The following is a 22195-nucleotide window of genomic DNA, read 5'->3' as shown; positions in this document are numbered from 1 at the left end:
TATTTGTGAGCTGTTTATCAATAAAGGAGGGTATTATGAAAATCAGGTTGCTAGTATGCCTTATAATTTTATTTAGCGTTGCTACTGTACACTCGAATTCGACATCAGCCCAAGCTCAGACCCCTATACACCTGAAGGTAAATAATCATTACGTTTTATACACCTATCCTGCATCACCTTTTATGGATACGAAGGGCAGACTGCTTATACCACTTCAAGCTGCTGAAGATATACTGGGCGGCAAAGTAACTTATAATGCAGCGAACAAAACGGCTTCTGTTGATTTGCTAGGCCGTAATGTAACGGCTACGATCGGATCACCCGAAATATCGGTTAACGGTGAGCCGGTGACAATGGACACAGTCCCCATCATGAAAAGCGACGCGATGTTTTTACCAGTTTCCATTTTGTTGAAAGATACAGATGCGCAGATGGAGTGGGATTCCAAGCGTGGCTTATTGAAGCTAAGACATGATAGCTTTACGGAAAGCCCAGTTCTTATGAGGTTCAAGGGACAAGACTTGGCCCAAGTCATTGATGCAAATGCATTTGATCTTACTTCTTTTAACTGGGATCAAAAGCAGGGTGTATTGAATATTCATGCTACGTATAAGAGCGACTTATCGCCCGTCTTCAAGCAAATTGACTTTAATCCTATGATTGTGTATAGCAAAGGGACCTATAGTGTAGATCCTTATTCTAAACCCGGTTCATTTCACAAAGTCAAAATAACCAGCGCAGGTCATTTGGTTTATACAAAAAATATCGGTACAACTAATGCGGATAGTGATTATATAAAATACATTACTTCTGTAGGCAGGCTGATTCAATAATTGAATGTAGGATGTTTGTACATCATAAAAAAAGCGACAAGGGCTTAAGCCTTGTCGCTTTTTTCGGAAGGTTAATCTTAGAAAGTAATGATTTGGCTGCTGTTTCCTTTATTACGTACATATCCAACGACTTTGGATACTGACTGTCTGTCTTTAAGATAATCAGTAACGCCATCTGTCAGGTTGTTTTTTTGATTGTTCGAAAGTTTATTCCAGTCATCCGAATTTACATAAACCTCAACGATAGCTTCACTGCTGTCGCCTCGTACGGTGAAATCAAAGCCGACTCCATTATAGGTACCATATCTATCGGACAAGTTACGTTGGATCGCACTTGAATCCAGAGAAGAAGCTACATCCTTCAAAGTAACATCGCCTCTGCTGTTGGTTGTAAAGGTCGCCATTTTATCTCTATTACTGGAGTTTTTCACTGTGCCTTCAATATCGGCATCTTTATACTCTTTCAAAATATCTTCTACGATATCCTCCAGGAAGCTTTCCTTTCTGCTGTTGGTTAGGTCAGTCCATCTGGATTTCGTCATTTCGATGGTCACTGAAATATCTTTTTTGTTACCATCCAGCGTGATATCCGAGTTGGTGTTGTAGTCATCCCGGTGATCATCATTCAGCTTACGTTGGAGATCTTTCAAAGAGTCTGAACTATTTTTGCTCGCTTCATCTTTCAGCGTCTGATTGTCTTTTTGCAGTTGAGCAATGGTAGCGTCTTTCGTTGTGTTCGCTGCTTTCGCTGTGTTCAGTTCCTGCGTCAGCGTCGTAATCTGGTTGTTCAGTGCTGTAACCGTAGACTGATCAATAGGAACGCCGTTGTCAGCAATGACTACGCGTTTGTTTGTGCCATCCCATGTTACTTTTTTATCCAAAGCAGTACCTGCCAGCTTCAGCGGGATATACGTCACGCCATCCAGCAGAAATGGTTCTGTTTTAGCATCAGCAGGAACCTCGGTTCCGTTGTAGATAATTTTAATATTGTTATATACTGCTTGGATCGGCTTAGTTACTTGTGCAGCATATGTAGATTGGCTGAACAGAGCCCCGGAGATGGCCAAGGCCGACACGGCAGTGATGATGACTGGTTTCTTCATGGACTTCAATGATTTCATTCGTTGGTCTACCCCTTTATTTAAGAATTATAGCTTGATACATAGACTAGAGTAACATTAATACATACAAAATCCAACAGGTTGGAAGGGTTGTTATTGGTTGTGCTTATATTAGTTAGACGCAAAAGCGACTGTAAAAGTTGCCCTGTTTGCGTAAATATTTTTTCCAAAAGTAACCGAACAAAATAAAACAAGCCCACTGTACAAGACAGCGGACTTGTTTGGAGTACAGTGCGTTAGGGTATTGAAAGTTGGCTTATTTGTGGTCCTTCAGTTTGCCTGCTGTTTCCTGAAGATGGCCTTTGGCTTTATCCAATTTACCTTCGGCTTGAAGTGACTTATTATCTGTAGCGTTCCCGATTTGATCCTTGATTTCGCCTTTAGCTTTATTTACATTACCTTTGATTTTATCGCTAATTCCGTTATCCTTCATGGTATAGCCCTCCTCATATAATCAAACTTTCTTTCAGCATGCTGTAGTTACTCATTACCCGAGCGAGGGTAATACGAAACGTGAGGCTGTAGATCACAGACAGGGGCATAATGTTAGATATGGGTTAATTAGATCGTGGAATGGGGAGTGAGCATATGCTCAGAATTTTATTGTTTATTCTCGTTATTCAACTTATCTATGTATCGGCGTATACACTACGCATGATTTTGACGCTGAAAGGACAGAAGTATATTGCTGCACTCATTAGCACCGTAGAAGTTACGGTCTATGTGTTGGGCTTGAATGTCGTGCTTAAATATCTGGATCAAGTGGCAAGTCTTGCGGTATACGCCATCGGCTACGCAGTGGGTATTCTTATTGGAGCATGGATTGAGGAAAAAATAGCGCTCGGTTATGTCACCGTGAAGGTGATCAGTAATGAAATCAATGGAGGGATTGCCAATGCGCTGCGAGACAAAGGCTACGGCGTTACAGCCTGGCTGGGCAGTGGACGTGATGGAGAACGTTTGGTGATGGAGATATTGGCCAAGCGAAAAAACCAGAATAAGCTGTATCAATCCATTCTGGAGCTGGACCCCAAGGCTTTTGTCATTACAGTGGAGCCAAAGCAATTTCACGGCGGTTTCTGGACCAAGGCTATCCGCAAATAAGGATTTTGGTAAAATACGCATATTTTCCGTAGGTTGGAGCATATTAATACCCGCACAGGAGGGAATTAACAGTATGCCGACAGGGGATGTTCCCCTATAACAACCAAGGGGGGATATAGATGTACAGACGCCAGGCCCCGGAAATCATTCCAGAGGAAAATACGGCTATTTGGTCGTGTACCAACGAGGGTTGCAACGGATGGATGAGAACGGATTTTACCTTTTTGAGCGAGCCAGCTTGTCCACTTTGCCAGGCCACGATGGGGCAGGAAATGCGGATGCTGCCGATTCTCAATCGGACGGGCAATTCCTTTGTCGCCCAGCGTTCTTAATTGAAGGTAAGCCTATGATTACGCTGCAAAGATTCTAAACGTCAAAAGCCGCTCCAGCGACATGCTGAGCGGCTTTTGGTTGTGGAAATTCACTGATCATGATCACTCAAGGGGCTGCACGGAATCACGATATACAATATGACCCTGTACAAGGACTCGACCAAAACGACTGCCGGGATGGCTTATTTTTTTCATCATTGAATCCACCGCGGTACGTGCCATTTGCTCAATGTCTACTCCGACCGTGGTCAGTTGCGGAACAATAAGCGTGGCGTATACATCGTTATCAAAGCCGACTACAGAGCAATCCTCGGGTACGCGGTATCCCAGACCAATCAGCTGGTGCACCAGATTGTGAGCAACCTGATCGCAGTTGCATACAAAGGCGGTCGGTAGTGGCTGAGGCAGCTCCATTTCAACATAGGACCCTTCGTCGTCCCGGTCACTGAGTACCCACTCGTTACGGAGGGGCAACCTGTGCTCCAGCAAGGATTTATAGTAGCCGAGGAAACGATCTTGAATACTACTGGTGGAATAGATATTTCCCACATAAGCAATATCTCGGTGCCCCTGGGCGATCAAGTAGTTGGTCAGCTCATAGGCTCCGTAAAAATTATCCGTCACCACAGAGTCGATATCGGCATGCTCATCATAAAAGTCGAGAAACATTTTAGGTTGGTCCATGGTTTGTACCAGCTCAATATATGGCTTGCTCACCTGGCCCAGAAGAATGAAGCCGTCCACCTTACGGTCGTAATAGATACGTGGCAGATTAAGCTGTTCTTCGTCCTCGCGATGGAGGATGTGAAGGATCCCGTAGTAGCCGTATGGCTCCAGTGCTCGTGAAATTTGCTGGTAAATATGCAGATAAAACGATTGGCCAGGACCGGTAAAACGTTCAGGGATGACAACACCAATGTTATAGGTGAGCCCTTCCTTCATGGACTTGGCAACGGTATTGAAACGATAACCCATTTCGCCCGCGAGCGTTTTAATACGTTCTTTTAGCTCCTCGCTAACCCCATCCTTGTCATTGAGCGCCTTCGACACGGTCACGCTGCTTATTCCCAGCTTATCTGCAATATCCCGCATCGTTACGTTGCTCTTCATTCCTGTTCCGCCTTCCAATTTTAAAAAGATAAGCATTTTGCCTACATCCAGATAAGAGTTGCAAAATGCTGGGGTGAATATGGATAGCTTATCCGCTTGTAGAAATTCAATTAGCTTAGCGGTGCAGCTGCTCTATAAAGATACAAGGACTGGCAGCCATAGCTGCCCATAGAACAACAATTAGCCTGCGGGTAACAGTTGTTCTATGGATAGTATACATGGTTCCACAAGCAGGATAAAGCTTACGGCTTAGATCTGCTGGAAAGGACGGTTGCTTGCTTGCAATAGCGCTTCATTGCGATGGATCAGCTCACGGCGGATAGCGGCGCTGCCGAGAGAACGCAATGGGTCGGACGGTGTATTGAAGGTGTAGTCTTCTAGACGGGCAATGGTGGTCGTCGCTACGTGGATACGTGTATCACTGGACGCGTAGTATATGAAGACTTCATCTCGTTCATTAACGACTGCCCCATTGCAGAAAATAACATTCGAAACATCACCCACGCGTTCCTCATCATAAGGAGCCAGAAAATGCCCGCCAGGCTTGGCAATGACGCGCGTAGGGTCTTCCAAACTGGTGGCAAAGGTATACAGCACATATCGCAGCCCGGCGGCTGTATTGCGTACCCCGTGAGCGATATGAATCCAGCCACGACTCGTTTTGATCGGAGCAGGACCTTGCCCGTTCTTGACTTCGTATACCGTATGATAGTAGCGCTCGTCAATGACTGTCTCATGTTCAATCACGGGCTGTGTAATATCTTTGCAGAGACCGAACGCGATGCCTCCGCCTGAACCGGTGGAAATAAACCCATCTTGGGGACGAGTATAGAAGGCATATTGACCGTCCACAAATTCGGGGTGCAGGACAACGTTGCGTTGCTGCGGGGACTGGGTAGTGATGTTGGGAAGCCGGGTCCATGTGCGGAGATCACGAGTGCGGACCAGTCCAGCCTGAGCGACAGCGCTGGAGGTATCGTGGGCTGGCGCGTCAGGGTCTTTTTTCTCTGAGCAATAAATACCGTAAATCCAGCCGTCCTCATGCTTCACCAGCCGCATATCGTACATATTAGTTTCATCCGGGTCGATATCATCCCATACTAAGGGAGCATCAATGAACCGAAACTGATCAATGCCGTTATCGCTCTCTGCCAAGGCAAAAAAAGACTTTCGATCCAGTCCCTCGGTGCGTGAAACAAGGATGTATTTTCCTTCATGATAGATCGCTCCAGGATTCAATGCCGCATTCACACCCAGTCGTTCCATGAAAAAGGGGTTGGTTTGTGCATCCAGGTCAAACCGCCAGTGAATGGGAACATGATGGCGTGTGAGCACCGGATAGAGGTAGCGTTCATAGATACCATTGTAAAAGGAGGTTTTAACCTCATTGGGGCGCGTAATCAGTTCTTCTTGCTGCAACAGCAGCTCATTGTATTTGCTATGAATCATTGTTTTTCCATCCTTTCTAACATTTCGATACAAAATCGGCTGTTATGATATGGGCACTTCCAAGGGCCTGCAATCTCTCTCGCATCAGGCTTACCGTCGGCTTGAACTGACCAGAACCATTCGCCTCCGGCGCGCGGGTCGATGATATATTGTCGGGTATAGGTCCATAGATTTCGCACAATGTGCAAAAATCGTTCATCCTGTGTCCGCTGAAACGCATTGTAAAAACCAACCATTGCTTCGGCCTGTACCCACCAGATACGTGAAGTGTCTACCCGCTCTCCCTCCCGCTCGTTGATGAGCGATCCGTCTGGCTGAATAGCCCGCTCAGCTACCGCGCCGGCAATATCCAACACCATGTTCACATACTCGGATGGATGATAACCCAGTACATTCATTGCGTCCTCCATCAACCAGCTGGCTTCGATGTCGTGACCATATGAGGTCAGATCGAGCAGTGAGCGCCATTCGCGATCGAAGAACACTCCCAAGCGCCGGGCGGAAGCATCGTAAACACGATGGTATAAAATGTCCAGCACGTTCTTCAGTGCATCCCGAACCTCTTCGTTTGGGTAGGCACGTAGCAATTGGGTATACGCTTCCAAAACATGAATATGCGTATTCATGGTAATATGCGCGGTAACTCCATTTTCGCTGAGTAGCTCATTAGGCTGCGCGTTCCACGAACGATCATATTGTTCACCGTATGCCTGTAGAGCAGGATCATACCCCTTTTGTTCCACCAGATGAAACAGTTCCATTGCCAGTGGCAATGCATTCGGGTCATCCGTAGCTCGTGCATATTCTGCCAGCGCATAGATGGCAAATGCCTGCGCATATACATGCTTGCACGTATCCACCGGCTGCCCCGTGTAGTTCACCATCCAGTACATTCCTCCATGTAACGGGTCAAGCAGGTGATCTTGCAGAAATGTAAAGGCATGTCGTGCCGCGTCTGCATAGGCGCGTTCCCCAGTTACACGGGCTGCTGCTGAGAAAGACCAAAGTAGTCGCGCAGTGGCGATGCCACCTTTGTCCGCTTGTTTATGGATGTGCAGATCCACGTCTACCTCTCCATAAAATCCGCCATGCGCTTCATCTTTCAAGCCTAACCAGAATGGGAGTATGTGTTCCTTCCATTCCTGTCTAATTTCGTGTACTAGTGTTTCCAAGAGACAAAGCCTCCTTCGGAAAATTATTTATTAGTTTATCGTTAACTTTACAGAAGTATTATATCTAGGTGTTTATAAACTGTCAACCATGCTAGATTCGTGTTTTAACATAATATGAGAGCGCTATTTTTACAAAAAAATATTGTAATTGACACGGTAAGCGCTAACATAATAAAATGATTTTGTTAGTTTAACGATAACCTTATTCAAAAACAACAGGAGGGGTCGTCTCATGAAGTTGTCCAAGGTTTTGATGTCATTACTATCCGTGCTTTTGATAGCGGGGCTGTTTACTGGCTGTAGCTCAAAGAAGGATGCGCCAGCTGCCGGTTCTGATCCGAAGGGACCGGAAGGGGAGATTACGGTTATCACACAGCGGACAGATATTGTGGATACCGTATTTCAGGATTACGCCAAGGAATTTAACAAACTTTATCCGAACGTGAAGGTTAATTTTCAGGCATTGGCCGATTATGATGGTCAAATTAAAATTCGGATGGGGACCCGGGATTACGGAGATGTCTTGCTGATTCCTGGCAGCATTCCGATTGAGGAGCTTCCTAATTTTTTTGAGCCTCTAGGTACTTATGACGAGATGAAAAACAAGTATACCGGCATTGAAGAACGTACAGTGGATGGTAACAGCTACGGTATTCCGATTGCGATGGTTTACTCTGGCGTGATTTATAACAAAAAAGTGTTCAAGGAAGCAGGAATCACACAAATTCCTAAAACACCGGATCAATTCCTGAAAGCGTTACAGCAAATTAAGGACAAAACCAAGGCAGTACCGCTGTTTACGAACTATGCCTCTGGTTGGGCGCTGACCCAGTGGGAGTCTAGCCTGGCGACAGTAGCGGGTACGAAGGAATACGTAAATGTGACACAACCGAATTCGGATGATAATTTCACGAAGGGCCAGCCCCACTATGAGCTGTACAAGGTCCTGTACGATGCGGCTAAAAATGGTCTAATTGAAAAAGATCCAACGACTACGGATTGGGAGACCTCCAAGGCGGATCTTGCACAAGGCAAAATCGGTACGATGGTCCTTGGCTCTTGGGCGATTGATCAGATCAAAAGCGTAGCTTCTAACAAGGATGATATCGGTTTTATGCCTTTCCCGACGAATGCCTCCAAGGTGCTTGTACCGCTGGCAGGTGACTTTAACCTCGCTATTAACGTAAACAGTGAAAATAAAGAGGCGGCCCGTGCCTGGGTGGATTGGTTTACCGAAAAGTCCAACTATGCAGTAGAGCAGGCAGGCAGCATTAGTCCGCTGAAGGGTGCCGCAATGCCTGCCATTTTGAAGCAGTACGAGAATGAGGGCGTTGCTTTTGAAGCGCTGACTCCGTCTCCGAAGGGGCAGGAAGGAATTGTCGATAAAATCGATAAAATGGGAGAAATCGGCTTGTGGCAGCCTGATTTCAAGAAACGCATTATTGAGGCAGCGGTGGGTAATCGCCCGGAATCGTATGACACCATTATGAAGGATCTGAACGATGCATGGGTGAAGGCGCGTGCTGAAGTGGCAGCCAAGGAAGCAAAATAGCCATCTGAACTGACCATAAGAAGAGATTGACGTGGCAGTTGATGGACGGATAGCCAGGAGGTGCAGCATGTTTAAATTTTCGAATCTCAGCTACTCCAAACAAAGATTAGCGATTATTGTTGCCTTTTCATTTATTCCGCTGGCGCTGCTGGTCACTTTTGCATACTTGCCGGTGATCAATATGTTTAAATACAGCTTTTCAGACTGGAACGGCTATAGTAAGCGTCTGGAATATGTGGGTTTTGAAAACTATATCAAAATCTTTACCGACCCCGAGTATTTCTCGGTGTTTAAGGTCAGTCTGTATTACTTTGTAGCCACGTTTGTACAGATGGGTTTGGCCCTTTATTTTGCAACCATTCTCAGCTTTCAAACCTGGTTTAAAAATTTCTTTAAAGGCATTTTGTTCTTCCCTTCCCTGATGAACGGGGTGGCGATTGGTTTTATTTTTCTATTCTTTTTTAAACCGGATGGTACCCTCGATACTCTGCTTCAGGCAGTGGGGCTGGGTTCGTATGTCAAGCTGTGGCTGGGCAACCCGGAGATTATTAATATTTCGCTGGCTGGTACGTCGATCTGGAGATACATGGGCTTTAACTTTATTGTGTTTCTAGGTGCGATTTCTTCTATATCCAGTGATCTGTATGAAGCAGCCGATATCGACGGAGCCAACCGCTGGCATCAGTTCCGCTCTATAATTTTGCCGACCATCAAGCGAATTTTGCAGCTGAACCTGATCCTGGCAATTAGCGGTGCGATCAGTGCATTCGATATTCCTTACATTATGACCGGTGGCTCCAACGGCAGTAAAACGTTCGTCATTCAGACGATTGATGTGGCATTCAAATACAGCAAGGTTGGTTTGGCCTCGGCGATGGCGGTTGTTCTGCTGTTGATCGTAATTGCTGTTACGTTGCTTCAGCGGTTGCTGATTCGGGGGGAGGAGGACTAATCATGTATAAGCTAAAAAGATTGCTGGCAAACAGCATCAAGTATGCCGCGCTATTGCTAGGTGCGTTCATTGCTCTACTGCCGATTGTTGTGATTTTGTTTGCATCTTTGAAGACGAAGGCTGAATATGCGGCAAGCAGTCCTCTGACTCCCCCGGTGAACTGGCTGAACTGGGCGAACTACGCCAAAGCCTTTGTGGATGGAAATATGCTAACCGGATTTTTGAACACAGCCTTTATTTTGCTGATCTCCATCATCGGGGCTACGTTGACCGGTTCCATGATCGCGTATATTTTGAACCGTTTTAAATTTAAAGGTAAAAGTCTCATGCTGGGTGCGTTCTTGCTCGCCACGCTCATTCCGGGGGTGACGACACAGGTATCGACATTCCAGATCATTAACAAACTGGAACTGTTTAACACACCTTGGGCAGCTATTTTACTGTATTTGGGAACCGATATTATTGCGGTGTATATTTTCCTTCAGTTTCTGGATTCCATCGCAGTGGCGCTGGATGAGTCGGCCATGTTGGATGGGGCTTCCTATCTGACCATCTACTGGCGCATTATTTTGCCGCTGCTGAAGCCTGCCATTGTGACGGTAATCATCATCAAGGGTGTTAATATTTACAATGATTTTTACACCCCGTTCCTGTATATGCCCAAAACAAGTCTTCAGGTGATATCGACGGCACTGTTTAAGTTTAAAGGGCCATACGGATCGCAATGGGAGGTCATTAGCGCGGGCATCATCATTGCGATTATTCCGACGCTGGTTGCGTTTTTATCATTACAAAAGTATATCTATAACGGATTTGCACAGGGTTCAGTCAAATAGAAAGATCAAAAAAATAAAGTGTTTAGGTGAGAGGAGAGTCAAGTATGAGTAAATTGAATGTGGATTTGGATGTAGGTAACGTACGAATTGTAGGAGATAGCCTGTCGAAAATGCCGTGGCAGGATAAGCCCGAAGGTAGCGAGGCTCCGGTGTGGAGGCATACTGAAAACCCGGTCATTGGACGGAATCCGGTACCCGGCATTGCCCGTATTTTCAACAGTGCAGTAGCTCCGTATGAAGGACGGTTTGTAGGAATATTTCGTGCTGAAACGATTAATGGACGTCCGCATTTGCATCTCGGCTGGAGTGACGATGGGCTGGCTTGGGATATTGAGACAGAGCGTCTGCATCTGGTCGATGAGGAAGGGAATGAGTATCAGCCTAATTATGCTTACGATCCGCGTCTGGTTCGAGTGGAAGATACGTATTATATCATCTGGTGCACAGATTTTTATGGAGCAGCGCTGGGGATCGCACAAACGAAGGATTTCAAAAGCTTTGTGCGATTGGAAAATCCGTTCTTGCCGTTTAATCGCAACGGAGTGCTGTTACCTCGCAAGCTAAATGGAAACTTTATGTTGCTATCCCGTCCGAGCGACAGTGGTCATACCCCGTTTGGTGATATTTTTCTAAGTGAAAGTCCTGACTTGGTGTATTGGGGCAAGCACCGTCATGTAATGAGCAAGGGCGGTCAGGGCTGGTGGCAATCGGTGAAGATTGGCGGTGGACCAGCACCGATTGAGACGACTGAGGGCTGGCTGATGTTCTATCACGGGGTGACAGGCACGTGCAATGGACTGGTATACAGCATGGGCGTAGCTGTTCTTGATCTGGATGATCCGTCCAAAGTTAAATATCGTTCCTCCAACTTCGTGTTGACCCCGGAGGAATGGTACGAAGAGCGTGGCTTTGTGCCGAATGTGGTGTTCCCGTGTGCTACACTGCACGATGCGGACACCGGAAGAATTGCAATTTATTATGGAGCCGCTGATACGTATGTAGGTATCGCATACACGACAGTATCTGACATTATGAAGTATGTCATCGCAACGGATGAAGTAGTCGCAGATGACCGTGAATCCGGCCGGATGTAGGAGGAAATTTACATGCCGGAGGATATGTCTTTACAGCAGCTACAATCCTATATGGGAAGTAATCCGAAGCCGCAGGATTTTGATAAGTATTGGGAACGGGCGCTGCAAGAACTGGAACGACAGCCACTGGAATATACACTGGAGCCTGCCGATTTTGTCTCTCCGCTGGTGGAGTGTTACCATCTGTATTTTACTGGAGTGGGCGGGGCAAGGGTACATGGGAAGCTGGCTCGTCCCAAGCATCTTACGGAACAAGGTCCAGCCTTGGCGATGTTCCATGGGTATTCCTGCGATAGTGGCGACTGGTTCGACAAGGTGAGCTATGCGGCACACGGATTCACTGTGCTGGCTATGGATTGCCGAGGACAAGGCGGACTGTCCGAGGATAATTTGCAGGTTCAGGGAACGACGGTTCGCGGCCATATTATTCGCGGGATTGACGACCCGGACCCGGATCGGTTGTATTACCGCAACGTATTTTTGGATACGGTACAGACGGTGCGCATTCTAATGTCTATGGAGCAGGTTGACCCTGAACGGATCGGTGCATTTGGCTGCTCCCAAGGCGGGGCACTAACGGTTGCCTGTGCTGCATTGGAGCCGCGTGTCCGTGTGGCGGTCCCGGTATATCCGTTCCTGTCGGATTATAAAAGAGCTTGGGCGCTGGATGCAACGACATCGGCCTATGAGGAACTGGTTTATTATTTTCGCTGGTTTGATCCCAATCATGTACGTGAGAGCGAAGTGTTTCACCGCTTAGGCTACATCGACATTCAACATTTAGCAGACCGTATTCGAGGACGGGTGCTATTCGTGACAGGGCTATCCGATGTGATTTGCCCACCTTCCACACAGTTCGCAGTGTACAATAAAATCGTATCGGACAAGGAATTGCTTGTGTATCACGAATATGGTCATGAGTATTTACCCTATCTGTCGGATCGTGCCATGAGCGAATTTTTGCGGCTCTAGGGGTTGAACTTAGCTAAAGGCTCCTTTATAGTAATAGCTATAACCTTCGTGAAGCGTAATAAATGAATGCCCCATTTGTATAACCTCAATAATATGGTTTGAGGGTCTCTACCAGGAACCGATAAATCCTGATTACAAAAAGTGTACGTCTTGTACATTTCTTGTGGTCAGGATTTTTTGCGTGTTACGAGGGATTTACATGACAGCAAAGGAGCTAATGTAATGAACTTCAAAGTAGTTATTTTAACCATTGCGACCTTTACGGTAGGTCTGGTGGAGTTGATTATCGGTGGCGTGCTGCCCCAGATTGCACAGGATTTGAATGTCTCTGTGAGCACGGCAGGACAGCTTATCATGATCTATGCGCTTGTGTACGCTATTGCCGGGCCGACTTTGTTGGCGTTGACCGCCAAAATTGAACGAAAACGACTGTATTTGTGGTCGATGTTTATCTTTATCCTGGGAAGTCTGCTGGCTTTCTGGAGTCCGAAGTATGCTGTGTTGTTTATATCTCGTATCGTTACTGCTGCAAGTGGGTCGTTGATCGTGACATTGTCACTAACCATTGCGGTTAAAGTGGTGTCCAAAGCTTATCAGGCCCGCGTTCTCGGTGTGATCTCCATGGGGGTCAGCTCCTCTATCGTGCTAGGCATCCCAGCCGGGGTGCTGATTGGAAATGCGTTTGGCTGGCGGGTGCTATTTCTGATTATTGCCTTGTTGACCGTAGTTTCTATGATCATCATGAACTTGTTTATGGAACGGATTCCAACAGAACATGTTGTGCCTATGCGTGAGCAGTTGAAGTCCTTGAAAAATGTTAAAGTAATCAGCGCCCATCTGGTAACAACGCTAACACTGGCGGGACACTACACGTTATATGCTTATTTCACTCCGTTTTTGGAAAACCTGATGGGCTTGAACGCCTCGTGGGTGAGTGTGGCCTATTTCGTCTTTGGGCTAGCAGCAGTGAGTGGAGGTTTTATTGGCGGTTCTTTGGCCGACCGATTCGGCACAGCGAAAAGTATTCTCATTGTGGTAGGTGTGTTTATCGCTGTGATGTTCCTGCTGCCGTTCTCGATTCACTCGATGTATGTGTTTGTGCCGCTTCTGATCATCTGGGGAATCCTGAGCTGGGCCTTGTCGCCCCCAATGCAAAGTTATCTTATTGAAAATGCACCCGAATCAGGCAGTATTCAGCAAAGCTTTAATTTCTCTGCACTCCAGGTCGGGATCGCCCTCGGTTCTGCCTTGGGAGGGGTAGTGATTGAGAATAGTACTTCTGTTGCCACAAACGCCTGGGTGGGCGGGGCATTTGTGATTGTTGCTTTTGTCTGCGGCGTGTTTTCAATTACCAGAGCTGGAACATCGCAGACAGTCGGAGGACACCACTCCGTTTTATAGCCCAGTAGGATATTTCTCCCTTTTATTATTCGAAAAAACATGTTATACTACTTCCAATTATGAAGAAGGGGGTGAGGTAGGTGAATCACGAGATGCTGAACAACCGTATTAGCCAGCTGCCGATTGCTATGGCTGGCATTGTTCATGCTTTTCCATACAACGGGAGAAGTCTGTCCAATTTTAATCATACGGTTGTAAACATCGCGAGAAGACGCCTACCTTAACTCGAACGGATTGCAGTATCTTCCGAAGAGTCGCGGGCTTGCTCCTGCGGCTCTTTTTGTGTTACCTGGGTAAGGGTCTTCCTAAATAAAGGAGAGCCTGAACATGTATATTGTAAATGGTCAACAATTGAAAAAATACCACGCTGCCAATCTGGTTTTAGATGGAGCAACGTTTGATATCCATAAGGGAGAAAAGGTGGGGCTCATCGGCCGCAACGGAAGCGGTAAAACCACCCTTTTACGCCTGATTGCACGCTTGTCCCGCCCGGATGAAGGGCAGCTTGTCATTGCCAAAGATACGAAAATCGGCTACTTGCCGCAAATCCCGGCGGAGTTTGAAAACTTCACCGTATACGAAACGCTGGCTTACGCCTATCGTGAGCTGAAGGATTGCCGTAATCAGATGAGCACGCTCGAACGGGAAATGTCAGATCCGATTGTGGCAGCGAACCCGGGGATGTTGGAAAAGCTACTGCAAATGTATGCTTCTCTCCAAGAGCGGTTTGAGCGTAACGGCGGCTATGAAATGGATGCCAATATAGATCAGGTAGCGGATGGGCTGCGTATTCCGAAAGCTATGTATACGCGCAACTTCGGTTCACTCTCGGGCGGAGAGAAAACCAAAATAGCGCTGGCATCACAGCTCATTGGACGGCCAGATTTGTTGCTGCTGGATGAGCCAACCAACCATCTGGATTTGAAAGGGCTGGAATGGCTAGAGCAATTTTTGCAGAGCTACACCGGGGCCTGTGTGGTTGTATCCCATGACCGCTATTTTCTGGATCGAGTTGCTGGCAAGATGATCGAACTGGAGGATGGCGAGGCCTTTACGTACTATACGAATTACAGCGGCTACGTTAAGGAAAAGGAAGAACGTTTGCTGCTGCAATTTGAGGATTATAAGGAACAGCAAAAGCGAATCAAAAAGATGAAGGAAGCCATTCGGCGTTTGGAAGAGTGGGGGCGCAATGGCGACAACGAAAAGTTCTTCAAAAAGGCAGCCTCAATCCGCAAGGCGCTGGAGCGCATGGAACTGGTGAAGCGGCCTGTACTGGACCCGCAGGGAGCAGAGTTTAACTTAAAACTGGAGGATCGTTCCGGTCGCCGGGTGCTTCAGTTTGAAGAAATCGCCAAAGCCTATGGAGAACGTCAGATATTAAACGGGGCTACAGGGAGCCTAGAATTCGGTGAAAAGGTAGCTTTGTTAGGCGATAACGGCGCAGGTAAAACGACGCTGCTCAAGCTGTTGCTTGGTCAGGAAAGCGCAGATACAGGCACGGTCCAATGGGGCGCGCGCGTCGAGTACGGATATTTGGCGCAACAAGAGAGAGAACGGGATAGCCGGGCAACGGTGCTTGCTTATTTCAAGGAGGAAGCAGGACTGGAAGAAGGCGAGGCGCGCGGGCAGCTGGCGAAGTATTTATTTTACGGCGCCGATGTGTTTAAGCCTGTGAGCATGCTGTCCGGTGGAGAGTGGTCCCGCTTAAGGCTGGCGCTGCTGGTCATGAAAAAGCCGAATTTGCTGGTGCTGGATGAGCCGACGAACCATTTGGACATCGACTCTCGCGAGGCCTTGGAGGAAGCGCTGGACACCTACACGGGAACGGTGCTGGCAATTTCCCATGACCGCTACTTTGTGAACAAGCTGGCTGGGCGCGTGTGGGAGCTGGAGAACGGGAAGCTGTCCTTTTATCTGGGCGGCTTCGATGAATACCGCGCGAAGAAGCGGGAGCTGGAAAACGCTCGCTTGCAACATGAGGCGGATGCAGGGGGACGATCGGCATCTGCAAGTAGAACCGCATCTGGTGGCGGCTCAGGCTCGGGCCTAGCTACGCCTGCTGGCGCAGCAAGCAATGATGCGGGAACGGCTTCGCGGACAGGAGCGACCACCGGAGCCGATGCGAGCCGTGCTCGCTCCGGGTCGGCAGGTCGCATGGGGGCGCCCGATGCCCGGGGTGGGGCACGCGGAGCGAAGGCAGCGAAGCCATCCCGCTCGCCCGCTGCGTCCCGCGAGCGCTTGGAGCGGGCGATTGCCGCCAAGGAAGCAGAATTGGCGGCGACAGATGCCGAGCTGGAGCTGCTCGGTACTGGTAGTGACACGGCGCGCATGGCGGAGCTGTGGAATGCCCGCGAGCAGCTGCAAGCGGAGCTGGACACGTTGCTCGGCGAGTGGATTGAACTAGAGTAAGTGATAGGCTGGTTGCTGAAGATAGGCAAACGTATATTTTATAAAGGATAGCCCTGAGGTAGTACGCCTACTGAGGGGTATTTTTGTATGGTAAAGAGAATGAGAGATTGGAAAAAGAATAACCATATATTAAAATAAATTGGTATTAATGATTTTTTATATTTTTATTTTACATATAAAGTAATTCGTTTACATTTCGCAACATATGATACTTTCTAATTTGTGCACGCGATGTTAACCAATATTAAATGGGCTTATCCATATTAATATCATGCCTATCAATTATACGATGGAGGGAACGATATGTCGGACTTCTTGCTGGAGGTCAATCAGGTAACAAAAAAAATGGGGAAAAGAAATTTATTAAATAATATTTCATTCAAGCTTCAGAAAGGGAAGATTTATGGATTCATCGGACCCAATGGAGCGGGCAAAACAACAATGATGCGTATTATGACTGGATTAATGAAGCCAACCAGCGGCTCTGTACAGATAGCTTCATATAATGTACATACGGACCGGGAAAAAGCGCTGTCCAAGGTGGGGGCCATTATTGAATCTCCGGTCTTTTTTGATTATATGACAGGCAGGCAGGTTTTACGTAATTTATCACGGCTGCACTCTGAAATTGCATCCTCAGATCGGGAGGCACATATCGAAGAGTTGCTTACAAAGGTGAGATTAGAAACGCGGGGCGACGACAAGGTAAAAACCTATTCGCTTGGAATGAAGCAAAGACTAGGTATTGCACAGTCCATGCTGGGTACTCCGGAGCTTTTGTTGTTGGATGAACCGTCTAATGGTCTTGATCCCATGGGGATGAGAGAACTGCGTGATATTGTGCTTGGTTTGCGTAACTCGGCCAATTATGCCTTTTTTATCTCCAGTCATCTGCTGGACGAATTGCAACAGATGTGCGATGAACTTATCGTAATTAAAGAGGGCAGGCTAGTTTGGCAGGGGGCTACTGATCAGCTGATAAAGGAAGGCCAACGTCTGGAGGATGCCTTTATGGGGTTAATGGGATTATGAAGCGATTGATACACAGTGAATTCGAACGATTGTGGAAGCGAAAGTGGTTCTGGCTTATGGTTTTGTGCACACCTGTGCTAGCCTATTCGACAGGATTATATTATTTGCGTACTCGGAATGTTCCAATAGAGGTGCTACACCAGAATTTTATCGTCACCAGTCTGCAGGAGAATTTATATTTATTTTGCAACAGTGCTGTGGCTGCTTTAGCTGCTGCTGTGTTTACTGAGGAATTTCAAAGTGGACGGCTACGGCTATTATTCATGCGTCGATTTACCCGTGGTCAGATTTTTTGGAGCAAGCTGCTGGTTTTGAATGTTTCTATCTTACTTCTTCTCATTATATATGCCTTATCCTCACAGGTGATCGCTGAAGTATGGAAATTTTCATATGATTTAAGTGATATAGGTCTGTCTGGAGTTCGATTGCTGCGCATCCTTGAATACTATGGCTGGGCATTTGCTTCTCTATTAGCTATAAGTTCCTTGTATTGCTTTTTTGCTATGTATAGCAAGAGTGTTACATATGCTATTGGTATTTGCATGGTATACAATTTGGCTTCTCTGTTATTTGATCCGCTGTATCTAAAATTGGCATCCTTTGTTTCTCATGTTCCATACCTATATGATGTGGTCACATTTATGATTATTCCATATCTGCAGCATACGGGATTGAATAATTCTTTAATCGGAAGTTTATCTGTGAACGGGGCCATCATTACCGTTGTAAGTGTATATCTTGTCTTGTTTACATGGGGGGCATATCGCCGCTTTGTAGCCGATGATTATTTGTGTTAGGGGGATTGCTTGATGCTGGGAATTTGGCACAGTGAAATGGAACGAATTTGGAAGCGGAAGTCCACTTATTCGTTGTACGTAGCCTATATATTAATAATTGTAGCGATTATATGGAGTTATAAAATGACGGGAACAAAGATCTTCCGTTTTGGTGAAGGAACCATGCTCGTCAACAATTTAAACCTGCCATGGCTGATGATGAGTGAGGTTGCTTTATTTCTAACTTTGGCGATGTTGCCTATCCTGTATGTGGATCAGTTGAGTGGTGATCTTTATTCAGGGGCGTATAGGCTCTACATGTTGCGTCCGTACCGTCGTTTGCAGTTTTGGCTGGCCAAGATGCTCGCACTATCGGTCACGACGGTCATTTTCGTTGGGACAGGTTTGTTTATAAGCGTGATTGCAGGATGGTTTCTTTTCCCGCATAGCTCTACTTTCTTAAAATATGGTGCATCAACACCTTCTACCTCATCTGATGCCATAACCTACATACTCGCATTTTATCTCATCCTGTTTATCGTTTGTTTGGTGAAGCTCATGTTGAGCAGTGCCGTATGCTTATTTATATCTCGACCCCTGTTTGCTTATTTATCAATTCTGGTTTTATCTGCATTTCTCTTTAAATTGTCTAGACCGCTCATTATGTTAATGGACCCGTTTCGGGAAATATTACTTGCTCTAAGGGTCCAAAATTCATTTGAATTTTGGGTGTGTACAGGGGGAATGTTGGTGGTGTGCATTATTATTAGTTGTGTACGGTGGCAAAAACGAATTTTTTAACATAGATTTTGCAGTTGACACTATACAAATAAAAAAGATCCAAGCGACCGTTTGAAGGTTAGCTGGATCTTTTTTTATACGAACGGTGTTGGACTTCGTGGCGGTAATTGCATCCGGTGTATCGTTTCTTTTCTGCAAGGGACGGGTATTAATTGTCTAGTCCCGCATAGATTGACATAGGGGAAAAGGAGGTATGAGCATGTGGAATGGGGTCAAAAGACTGTCTACACTAGCGGCGATCTTGCTGCTAGTGATCATTGTAAGCGCATGCAATAGGAGTGACAATTCAGGCAAGGTGCAAATTGAGTTTTTCCAAAACAAGCCGGAGGCCAAGGGTTCGTTCGATAAGCTGATCGCTCAATTCAATCAGGAACATCCCGGTATTGAAGTGACACAGGTCAATCCGCCAGAGGCAGAAACGGTGTTATTGACCCGGGTTGTCAAAAACGATGTGCCTGATATTGTGGGGCTTGGGGCCACAGATACCTACTCCATTTTGGCGCAGAGCGGTATTTTTACGGATCTCGCAAATTCAGAATTGCCACGTACGGTGGACCCGATTTACCTCAAAATGCTTAAGGATGTGACTGGGGTCGATCCTGTGTATGGAATTCCTTATGCTGCGAATGCGAATGGTGTGATGTATAACAAGACACTTTTTAAGGAAATGGGATTACAGGTGCCCAAAACGTGGGATGAACTGATTGCAACGGCGCAAAAGATCAAGGCTGCTGGTAAAATCCCATTTTATTTTACATATAAAGATGATTGGCAAACGAACCTTCCTTTTAATGCACTGGGTCCGAATTTGGTGGGCATTGATTTTTTCCTGCAACGGCGTGAGAATCAGGTCACCTTTCAGGACAAGTACCGCGAGGTTGCGGAAAAGCAGCTGGAGCTACTGAAATACGGACATAGTGATAATTTTGGCAAAAACTATGCTGACGGTAATCGTGCTTTCGCTAACGGGCAGGGACTGATGTACATTCAGGGCTCGTGGGCTATATCTGAAATTCGCAAAGCTAACCCGAAAGTGGAACTCGGATTTTTCCCGTTACCCACAGGGAATGACGCAAAGGCGGTCAAGCTGGTGTCTGGTATAGATACGCTTTTAGCTGTTTCGGAAAGCACGCCGCATAAAAAGGAGGCGGAGGAGTTCATTGCCTTCTTATTAAAACCGGAGAACAGCAAGCAATACATTACGGAACAAACGTTGTTTTCAGCGGTGAAGGGAGTCACGCAGGATGACCCGAGTGTGGCAGAGCTGCTGCCGTATTTTAAATCAGGCCGTGTCATTGATTTTGCCGATCATTATATTCCCAAAGCGGTCCAATTGAATTCAATTGTACAGGCGTTCCTGCAAAACGGAGACATCGATGCCTATCTAGCCAAGCTCGACCGGGAGTGGAATAAGGTAGCTAACCGCCGATAGGGGAGGAGGACGAGACATGAATAAGCGACTAACGACTTTTTACTGGATGACGGTGCCGGCGGTGCTATTGTTTTTTATATTTTTGACCTTACCTGCCTTGCAGGGATTTTATTACTCGCTCACCAATTGGAACGGATTCGGCCATCAGTATCACTTTGTCGGGTTTAAGAACTATATTAATTTGTTTCAGGACGACAATGTGGGCAATGCTTACTGGTTTACTTTCAAATTTGCGATTGTGGTTACCATTGCGATTAATATTCTCAGCTTGCTGGTTGCCATGGGGCTGAACGCTAAAATACGTTTTCGTAATTTCTTTCGCGGGATTTATTTCTTACCTAATATTTTAAGCGTGTTGATCGTAGGTTACATATTCAATTACCTGTTCTCGAACGTGTTTACGATCTGGGGACAGAACTTAGGCATCAGTTCATTATCGACAAACATCTTAGGCAGTGAGCAGTTGGCTTGGGTAGGAGTGGTCATCGTAGCCGTATGGCAGGGCATTGCCTTTAATACGATTCTCTATCTGGCAGGGCTACAAACGATTCCGACCAGTCTGTATGAGGCATCCAATCTGGACGGTGCAGGTAAATGGCGTGAATTCTGGAGCATTACCTTTCCGTTGATTGCTCCGTTTTTTACGATCAATATGGTATTGGCGATGAAAAATTCCCTGATGGTATTTGATCAGATCGTGGCCTTGACGAACGGAGGGCCGGGACGGGCCACGCAGTCGATTTCCCATCTGATATACACCGGGGGCTTTAGAGGTGGGGAATTTGCATATCAGTCGGCTAACTCTGTGATTTACTTTATTGTGATCGCGATCATTTCCATCTTACAGCTGCGATTCCTCCAGAGAAGGGAGATGGACAACTGATGGAAACAAGCAGACGTACCAACTGGCCTGTGCTGATTCTGGTAGCGTTGGGGACAATATTTATCCTGTTTCCCCTCTATATGACGGTGACGATTGCCCTTAAAAATCCCGAGCAGATGGCGCATTCCGCCTTTGCCTTTCCGACCGAGCTGCATTGGGAAAATTTTAGTCGTGCAGTGGAAATGACCAACTTTTTCAGTGCTTTTCAGAACAGTGTGATGGTCACGACATCGACGGTCATACTCACTTTGCTAACCAATTCGATGGTCGCTTATGCGATTGCTCGTAATATGCAGCGGCGTTTCTTCAAGGGGTTATATTTTTATTTTGTGAGCGCCATGTTTATTCCGTTCCCGATCATCATGCTGCCGATTGTGAAGCTGGCCTCGGGCCTCCATATGACCAATCTGTTGGGCCTTATCGTGCTGCATACGGTATATGGCTTGGCGTTTAATGTCTTCGTGTATGTCGGTTATATTCGCTCCATACCGGTGGCATTGGAAGAGGCAGCTACGGTAGATGGCGCGACGACATGGGGGACATTTTGGCGTATTATATTTCCGCTGATGGCGCCGATTAGTGCTACGGTAGGGATCCTCACTTGTCTGTCCACATATAATGACTTTTTGCTGCCGCTCATTATTATTAGCGATGCGGAGCAATATACACTGCCGCTCGTTCAGTATGTATTTCAGGGGCAGTTCAATACCGACTTTAATCTGGCCTTTGCTTCGTACCTGATGGCCTTACTGCCGATGATTATTGTCTACCTGATTGCACAAAAATGGATTATCAATGGTGTTACGCAAGGTTCTGTGAAGTAAAGCGGAGCTACAACAGCTTCACGCAGACTGTGCCTTGTTAGACAAATAAAAAAGGGGGTTCCTATACTGTGAATCACACAGGTATAGAGAACCCTCCTTTTATAGCA

The 22195-nt window shown here is 46.6% G+C and carries 22 protein-coding genes and 1 riboswitch; of the genes, 17 read left to right on the top strand and 5 right to left on the bottom strand.

Annotated elements, in window-relative coordinates; translation table 11 throughout:
• Positions 1-35: 35 nt before the first annotated feature.
• Positions 36-833, top strand: coding sequence for a copper amine oxidase N-terminal domain-containing protein (locus ACU1JV_RS13680; protein WP_413987176.1), 798 nt, complete (start codon positions 36-38; stop codon positions 831-833).
• 77 nt (positions 834-910) lie between these two features.
• On the opposite strand, the gene ACU1JV_RS13675 is transcribed toward ACU1JV_RS13680, so the two are convergent.
• Both ACU1JV_RS13675 and ACU1JV_RS13670 read right to left on the bottom strand, forming a co-directional pair.
• Entirely contained in the window at positions 911-1954 is a 1044-nt protein-coding gene (locus ACU1JV_RS13675) for a stalk domain-containing protein (protein WP_413987175.1), read from the bottom strand.
• Between the two features lie 256 nt (positions 1955-2210).
• Positions 2211-2387: a CsbD family protein gene (locus ACU1JV_RS13670; protein ID WP_013373642.1), complete on the bottom strand. Its 177-nt coding sequence runs from the start codon at positions 2385-2387 to the stop codon at positions 2211-2213.
• Positions 2388-2542: 155 nt separating this feature from the next.
• On the opposite strand from ACU1JV_RS13670, the gene ACU1JV_RS13665 reads away from it, so the two are divergent.
• Together ACU1JV_RS13665 and ACU1JV_RS13660 are read left to right on the top strand one after the other, a co-directional pair.
• Positions 2543-3058, top strand: a complete 516-nt coding sequence (locus tag ACU1JV_RS13665; RefSeq protein ID WP_413987174.1) for a DUF2179 domain-containing protein — start codon at positions 2543-2545, stop codon at positions 3056-3058.
• Positions 3059-3177: 119 nt separating this feature from the next.
• Positions 3178-3390 carry a cold-shock protein gene (locus tag ACU1JV_RS13660; protein ID WP_016822696.1) on the top strand — a complete coding sequence of 71 codons (213 nt, stop codon included), beginning with the start codon at positions 3178-3180 and terminating at the stop codon, positions 3388-3390.
• 102 nt (positions 3391-3492) lie between these two features.
• On the opposite strand, the gene ACU1JV_RS13655 is transcribed toward ACU1JV_RS13660, so the two are convergent.
• The 3 genes from ACU1JV_RS13655 to ACU1JV_RS13645 all read right to left on the bottom strand — a co-directional run bounded on the left by ACU1JV_RS13655 (position 3493) and on the right by ACU1JV_RS13645 (position 7121).
• On the bottom strand, positions 3493-4500 hold the full coding sequence (locus ACU1JV_RS13655; RefSeq protein WP_040103815.1) for a substrate-binding domain-containing protein: 1008 nt from the start codon (positions 4498-4500) through the stop codon (positions 3493-3495).
• Between the two features lie 249 nt (positions 4501-4749).
• Complete coding sequence (locus tag ACU1JV_RS13650; protein ID WP_413987173.1) at positions 4750-5949, bottom strand: glycoside hydrolase family 130 protein; 1200 nt, start codon at positions 5947-5949, stop codon at positions 4750-4752.
• Positions 5946-7121, bottom strand: a complete 1176-nt coding sequence (locus ACU1JV_RS13645) for an AGE family epimerase/isomerase (protein WP_064961570.1) — start codon at positions 7119-7121, stop codon at positions 5946-5948. Before ACU1JV_RS13645 ends, ACU1JV_RS13650 begins: the two co-directional genes overlap by 4 nt.
• 232 nt (positions 7122-7353) lie before the next feature.
• On the opposite strand from ACU1JV_RS13645, the gene ACU1JV_RS13640 reads away from it, so the two are divergent.
• From ACU1JV_RS13640 to ACU1JV_RS13575, 14 genes are all read left to right on the top strand, one after another.
• Entirely contained in the window at positions 7354-8673 is a 1320-nt protein-coding gene (locus ACU1JV_RS13640; protein WP_058830316.1) for an ABC transporter substrate-binding protein, read from the top strand.
• A 67-nt stretch (positions 8674-8740) separates the two neighbouring features.
• Positions 8741-9625: a carbohydrate ABC transporter permease gene (locus tag ACU1JV_RS13635; protein ID WP_013373635.1), complete on the top strand. Its 885-nt coding sequence runs from the start codon at positions 8741-8743 to the stop codon at positions 9623-9625.
• A gap of 2 nt (positions 9626-9627) precedes the next feature.
• Positions 9628-10461: a carbohydrate ABC transporter permease gene (locus ACU1JV_RS13630; RefSeq protein ID WP_025676717.1), complete on the top strand. Its 834-nt coding sequence runs from the start codon at positions 9628-9630 to the stop codon at positions 10459-10461.
• Between the two features lie 44 nt (positions 10462-10505).
• Positions 10506-11555 (top strand): glycoside hydrolase family 130 protein, encoded by a 1050-nt coding sequence (locus ACU1JV_RS13625; RefSeq protein WP_064961571.1) that lies wholly within the window; start codon positions 10506-10508, stop codon positions 11553-11555.
• Between the two features lie 12 nt (positions 11556-11567).
• Positions 11568-12527: an acetylxylan esterase gene (locus tag ACU1JV_RS13620; RefSeq protein ID WP_013373632.1), complete on the top strand. Its 960-nt coding sequence runs from the start codon at positions 11568-11570 to the stop codon at positions 12525-12527.
• 55 nt (positions 12528-12582) lie between these two features.
• Positions 12583-12682, top strand: a riboswitch (purine riboswitch).
• A gap of 67 nt (positions 12683-12749) precedes the next feature.
• Positions 12750-13928 (top strand): MFS transporter, encoded by a 1179-nt coding sequence (locus ACU1JV_RS13615; RefSeq protein ID WP_413987171.1) that lies wholly within the window; start codon positions 12750-12752, stop codon positions 13926-13928.
• 80 nt (positions 13929-14008) lie between these two features.
• Positions 14009-14152, top strand: coding sequence for an RAxF-45 family protein (locus ACU1JV_RS13610; RefSeq protein ID WP_016822706.1), 144 nt, complete (start codon positions 14009-14011; stop codon positions 14150-14152).
• A 103-nt stretch (positions 14153-14255) separates the two neighbouring features.
• Positions 14256-16340, top strand: a complete 2085-nt coding sequence (gene abc-f / locus ACU1JV_RS13605; RefSeq protein WP_413987170.1) for a ribosomal protection-like ABC-F family protein — start codon at positions 14256-14258, stop codon at positions 16338-16340.
• Between the two features lie 303 nt (positions 16341-16643).
• Positions 16644-17372 (top strand): ABC transporter ATP-binding protein, encoded by a 729-nt coding sequence (locus tag ACU1JV_RS13600; RefSeq protein ID WP_413987169.1) that lies wholly within the window; start codon positions 16644-16646, stop codon positions 17370-17372.
• Complete coding sequence (locus ACU1JV_RS13595; protein WP_016822708.1) at positions 17369-18169, top strand: ABC transporter permease; 801 nt, start codon at positions 17369-17371, stop codon at positions 18167-18169. Before ACU1JV_RS13600 ends, ACU1JV_RS13595 begins: the two co-directional genes overlap by 4 nt.
• 12 nt (positions 18170-18181) lie before the next feature.
• Positions 18182-18949: an ABC transporter permease gene (locus ACU1JV_RS13590; protein WP_413987168.1), complete on the top strand. Its 768-nt coding sequence runs from the start codon at positions 18182-18184 to the stop codon at positions 18947-18949.
• Positions 18950-19148: 199 nt separating this feature from the next.
• Entirely contained in the window at positions 19149-20381 is a 1233-nt protein-coding gene (locus ACU1JV_RS13585) for an ABC transporter substrate-binding protein (RefSeq protein ID WP_413987522.1), read from the top strand.
• A gap of 16 nt (positions 20382-20397) precedes the next feature.
• Positions 20398-21264, top strand: a complete 867-nt coding sequence (locus ACU1JV_RS13580; RefSeq protein ID WP_413987167.1) for a carbohydrate ABC transporter permease — start codon at positions 20398-20400, stop codon at positions 21262-21264.
• Entirely contained in the window at positions 21264-22088 is an 825-nt protein-coding gene (locus ACU1JV_RS13575) for a carbohydrate ABC transporter permease (protein ID WP_413987166.1), read from the top strand. Before ACU1JV_RS13580 ends, ACU1JV_RS13575 begins: the two co-directional genes overlap by 1 nt.
• Positions 22089-22195: the final 107 nt, after the last annotated feature.

The organism is Paenibacillus sp. T2-29 (assembly GCF_052921365.1).
This window is presented reverse-complemented; position numbering and strand designations above follow the sequence as displayed.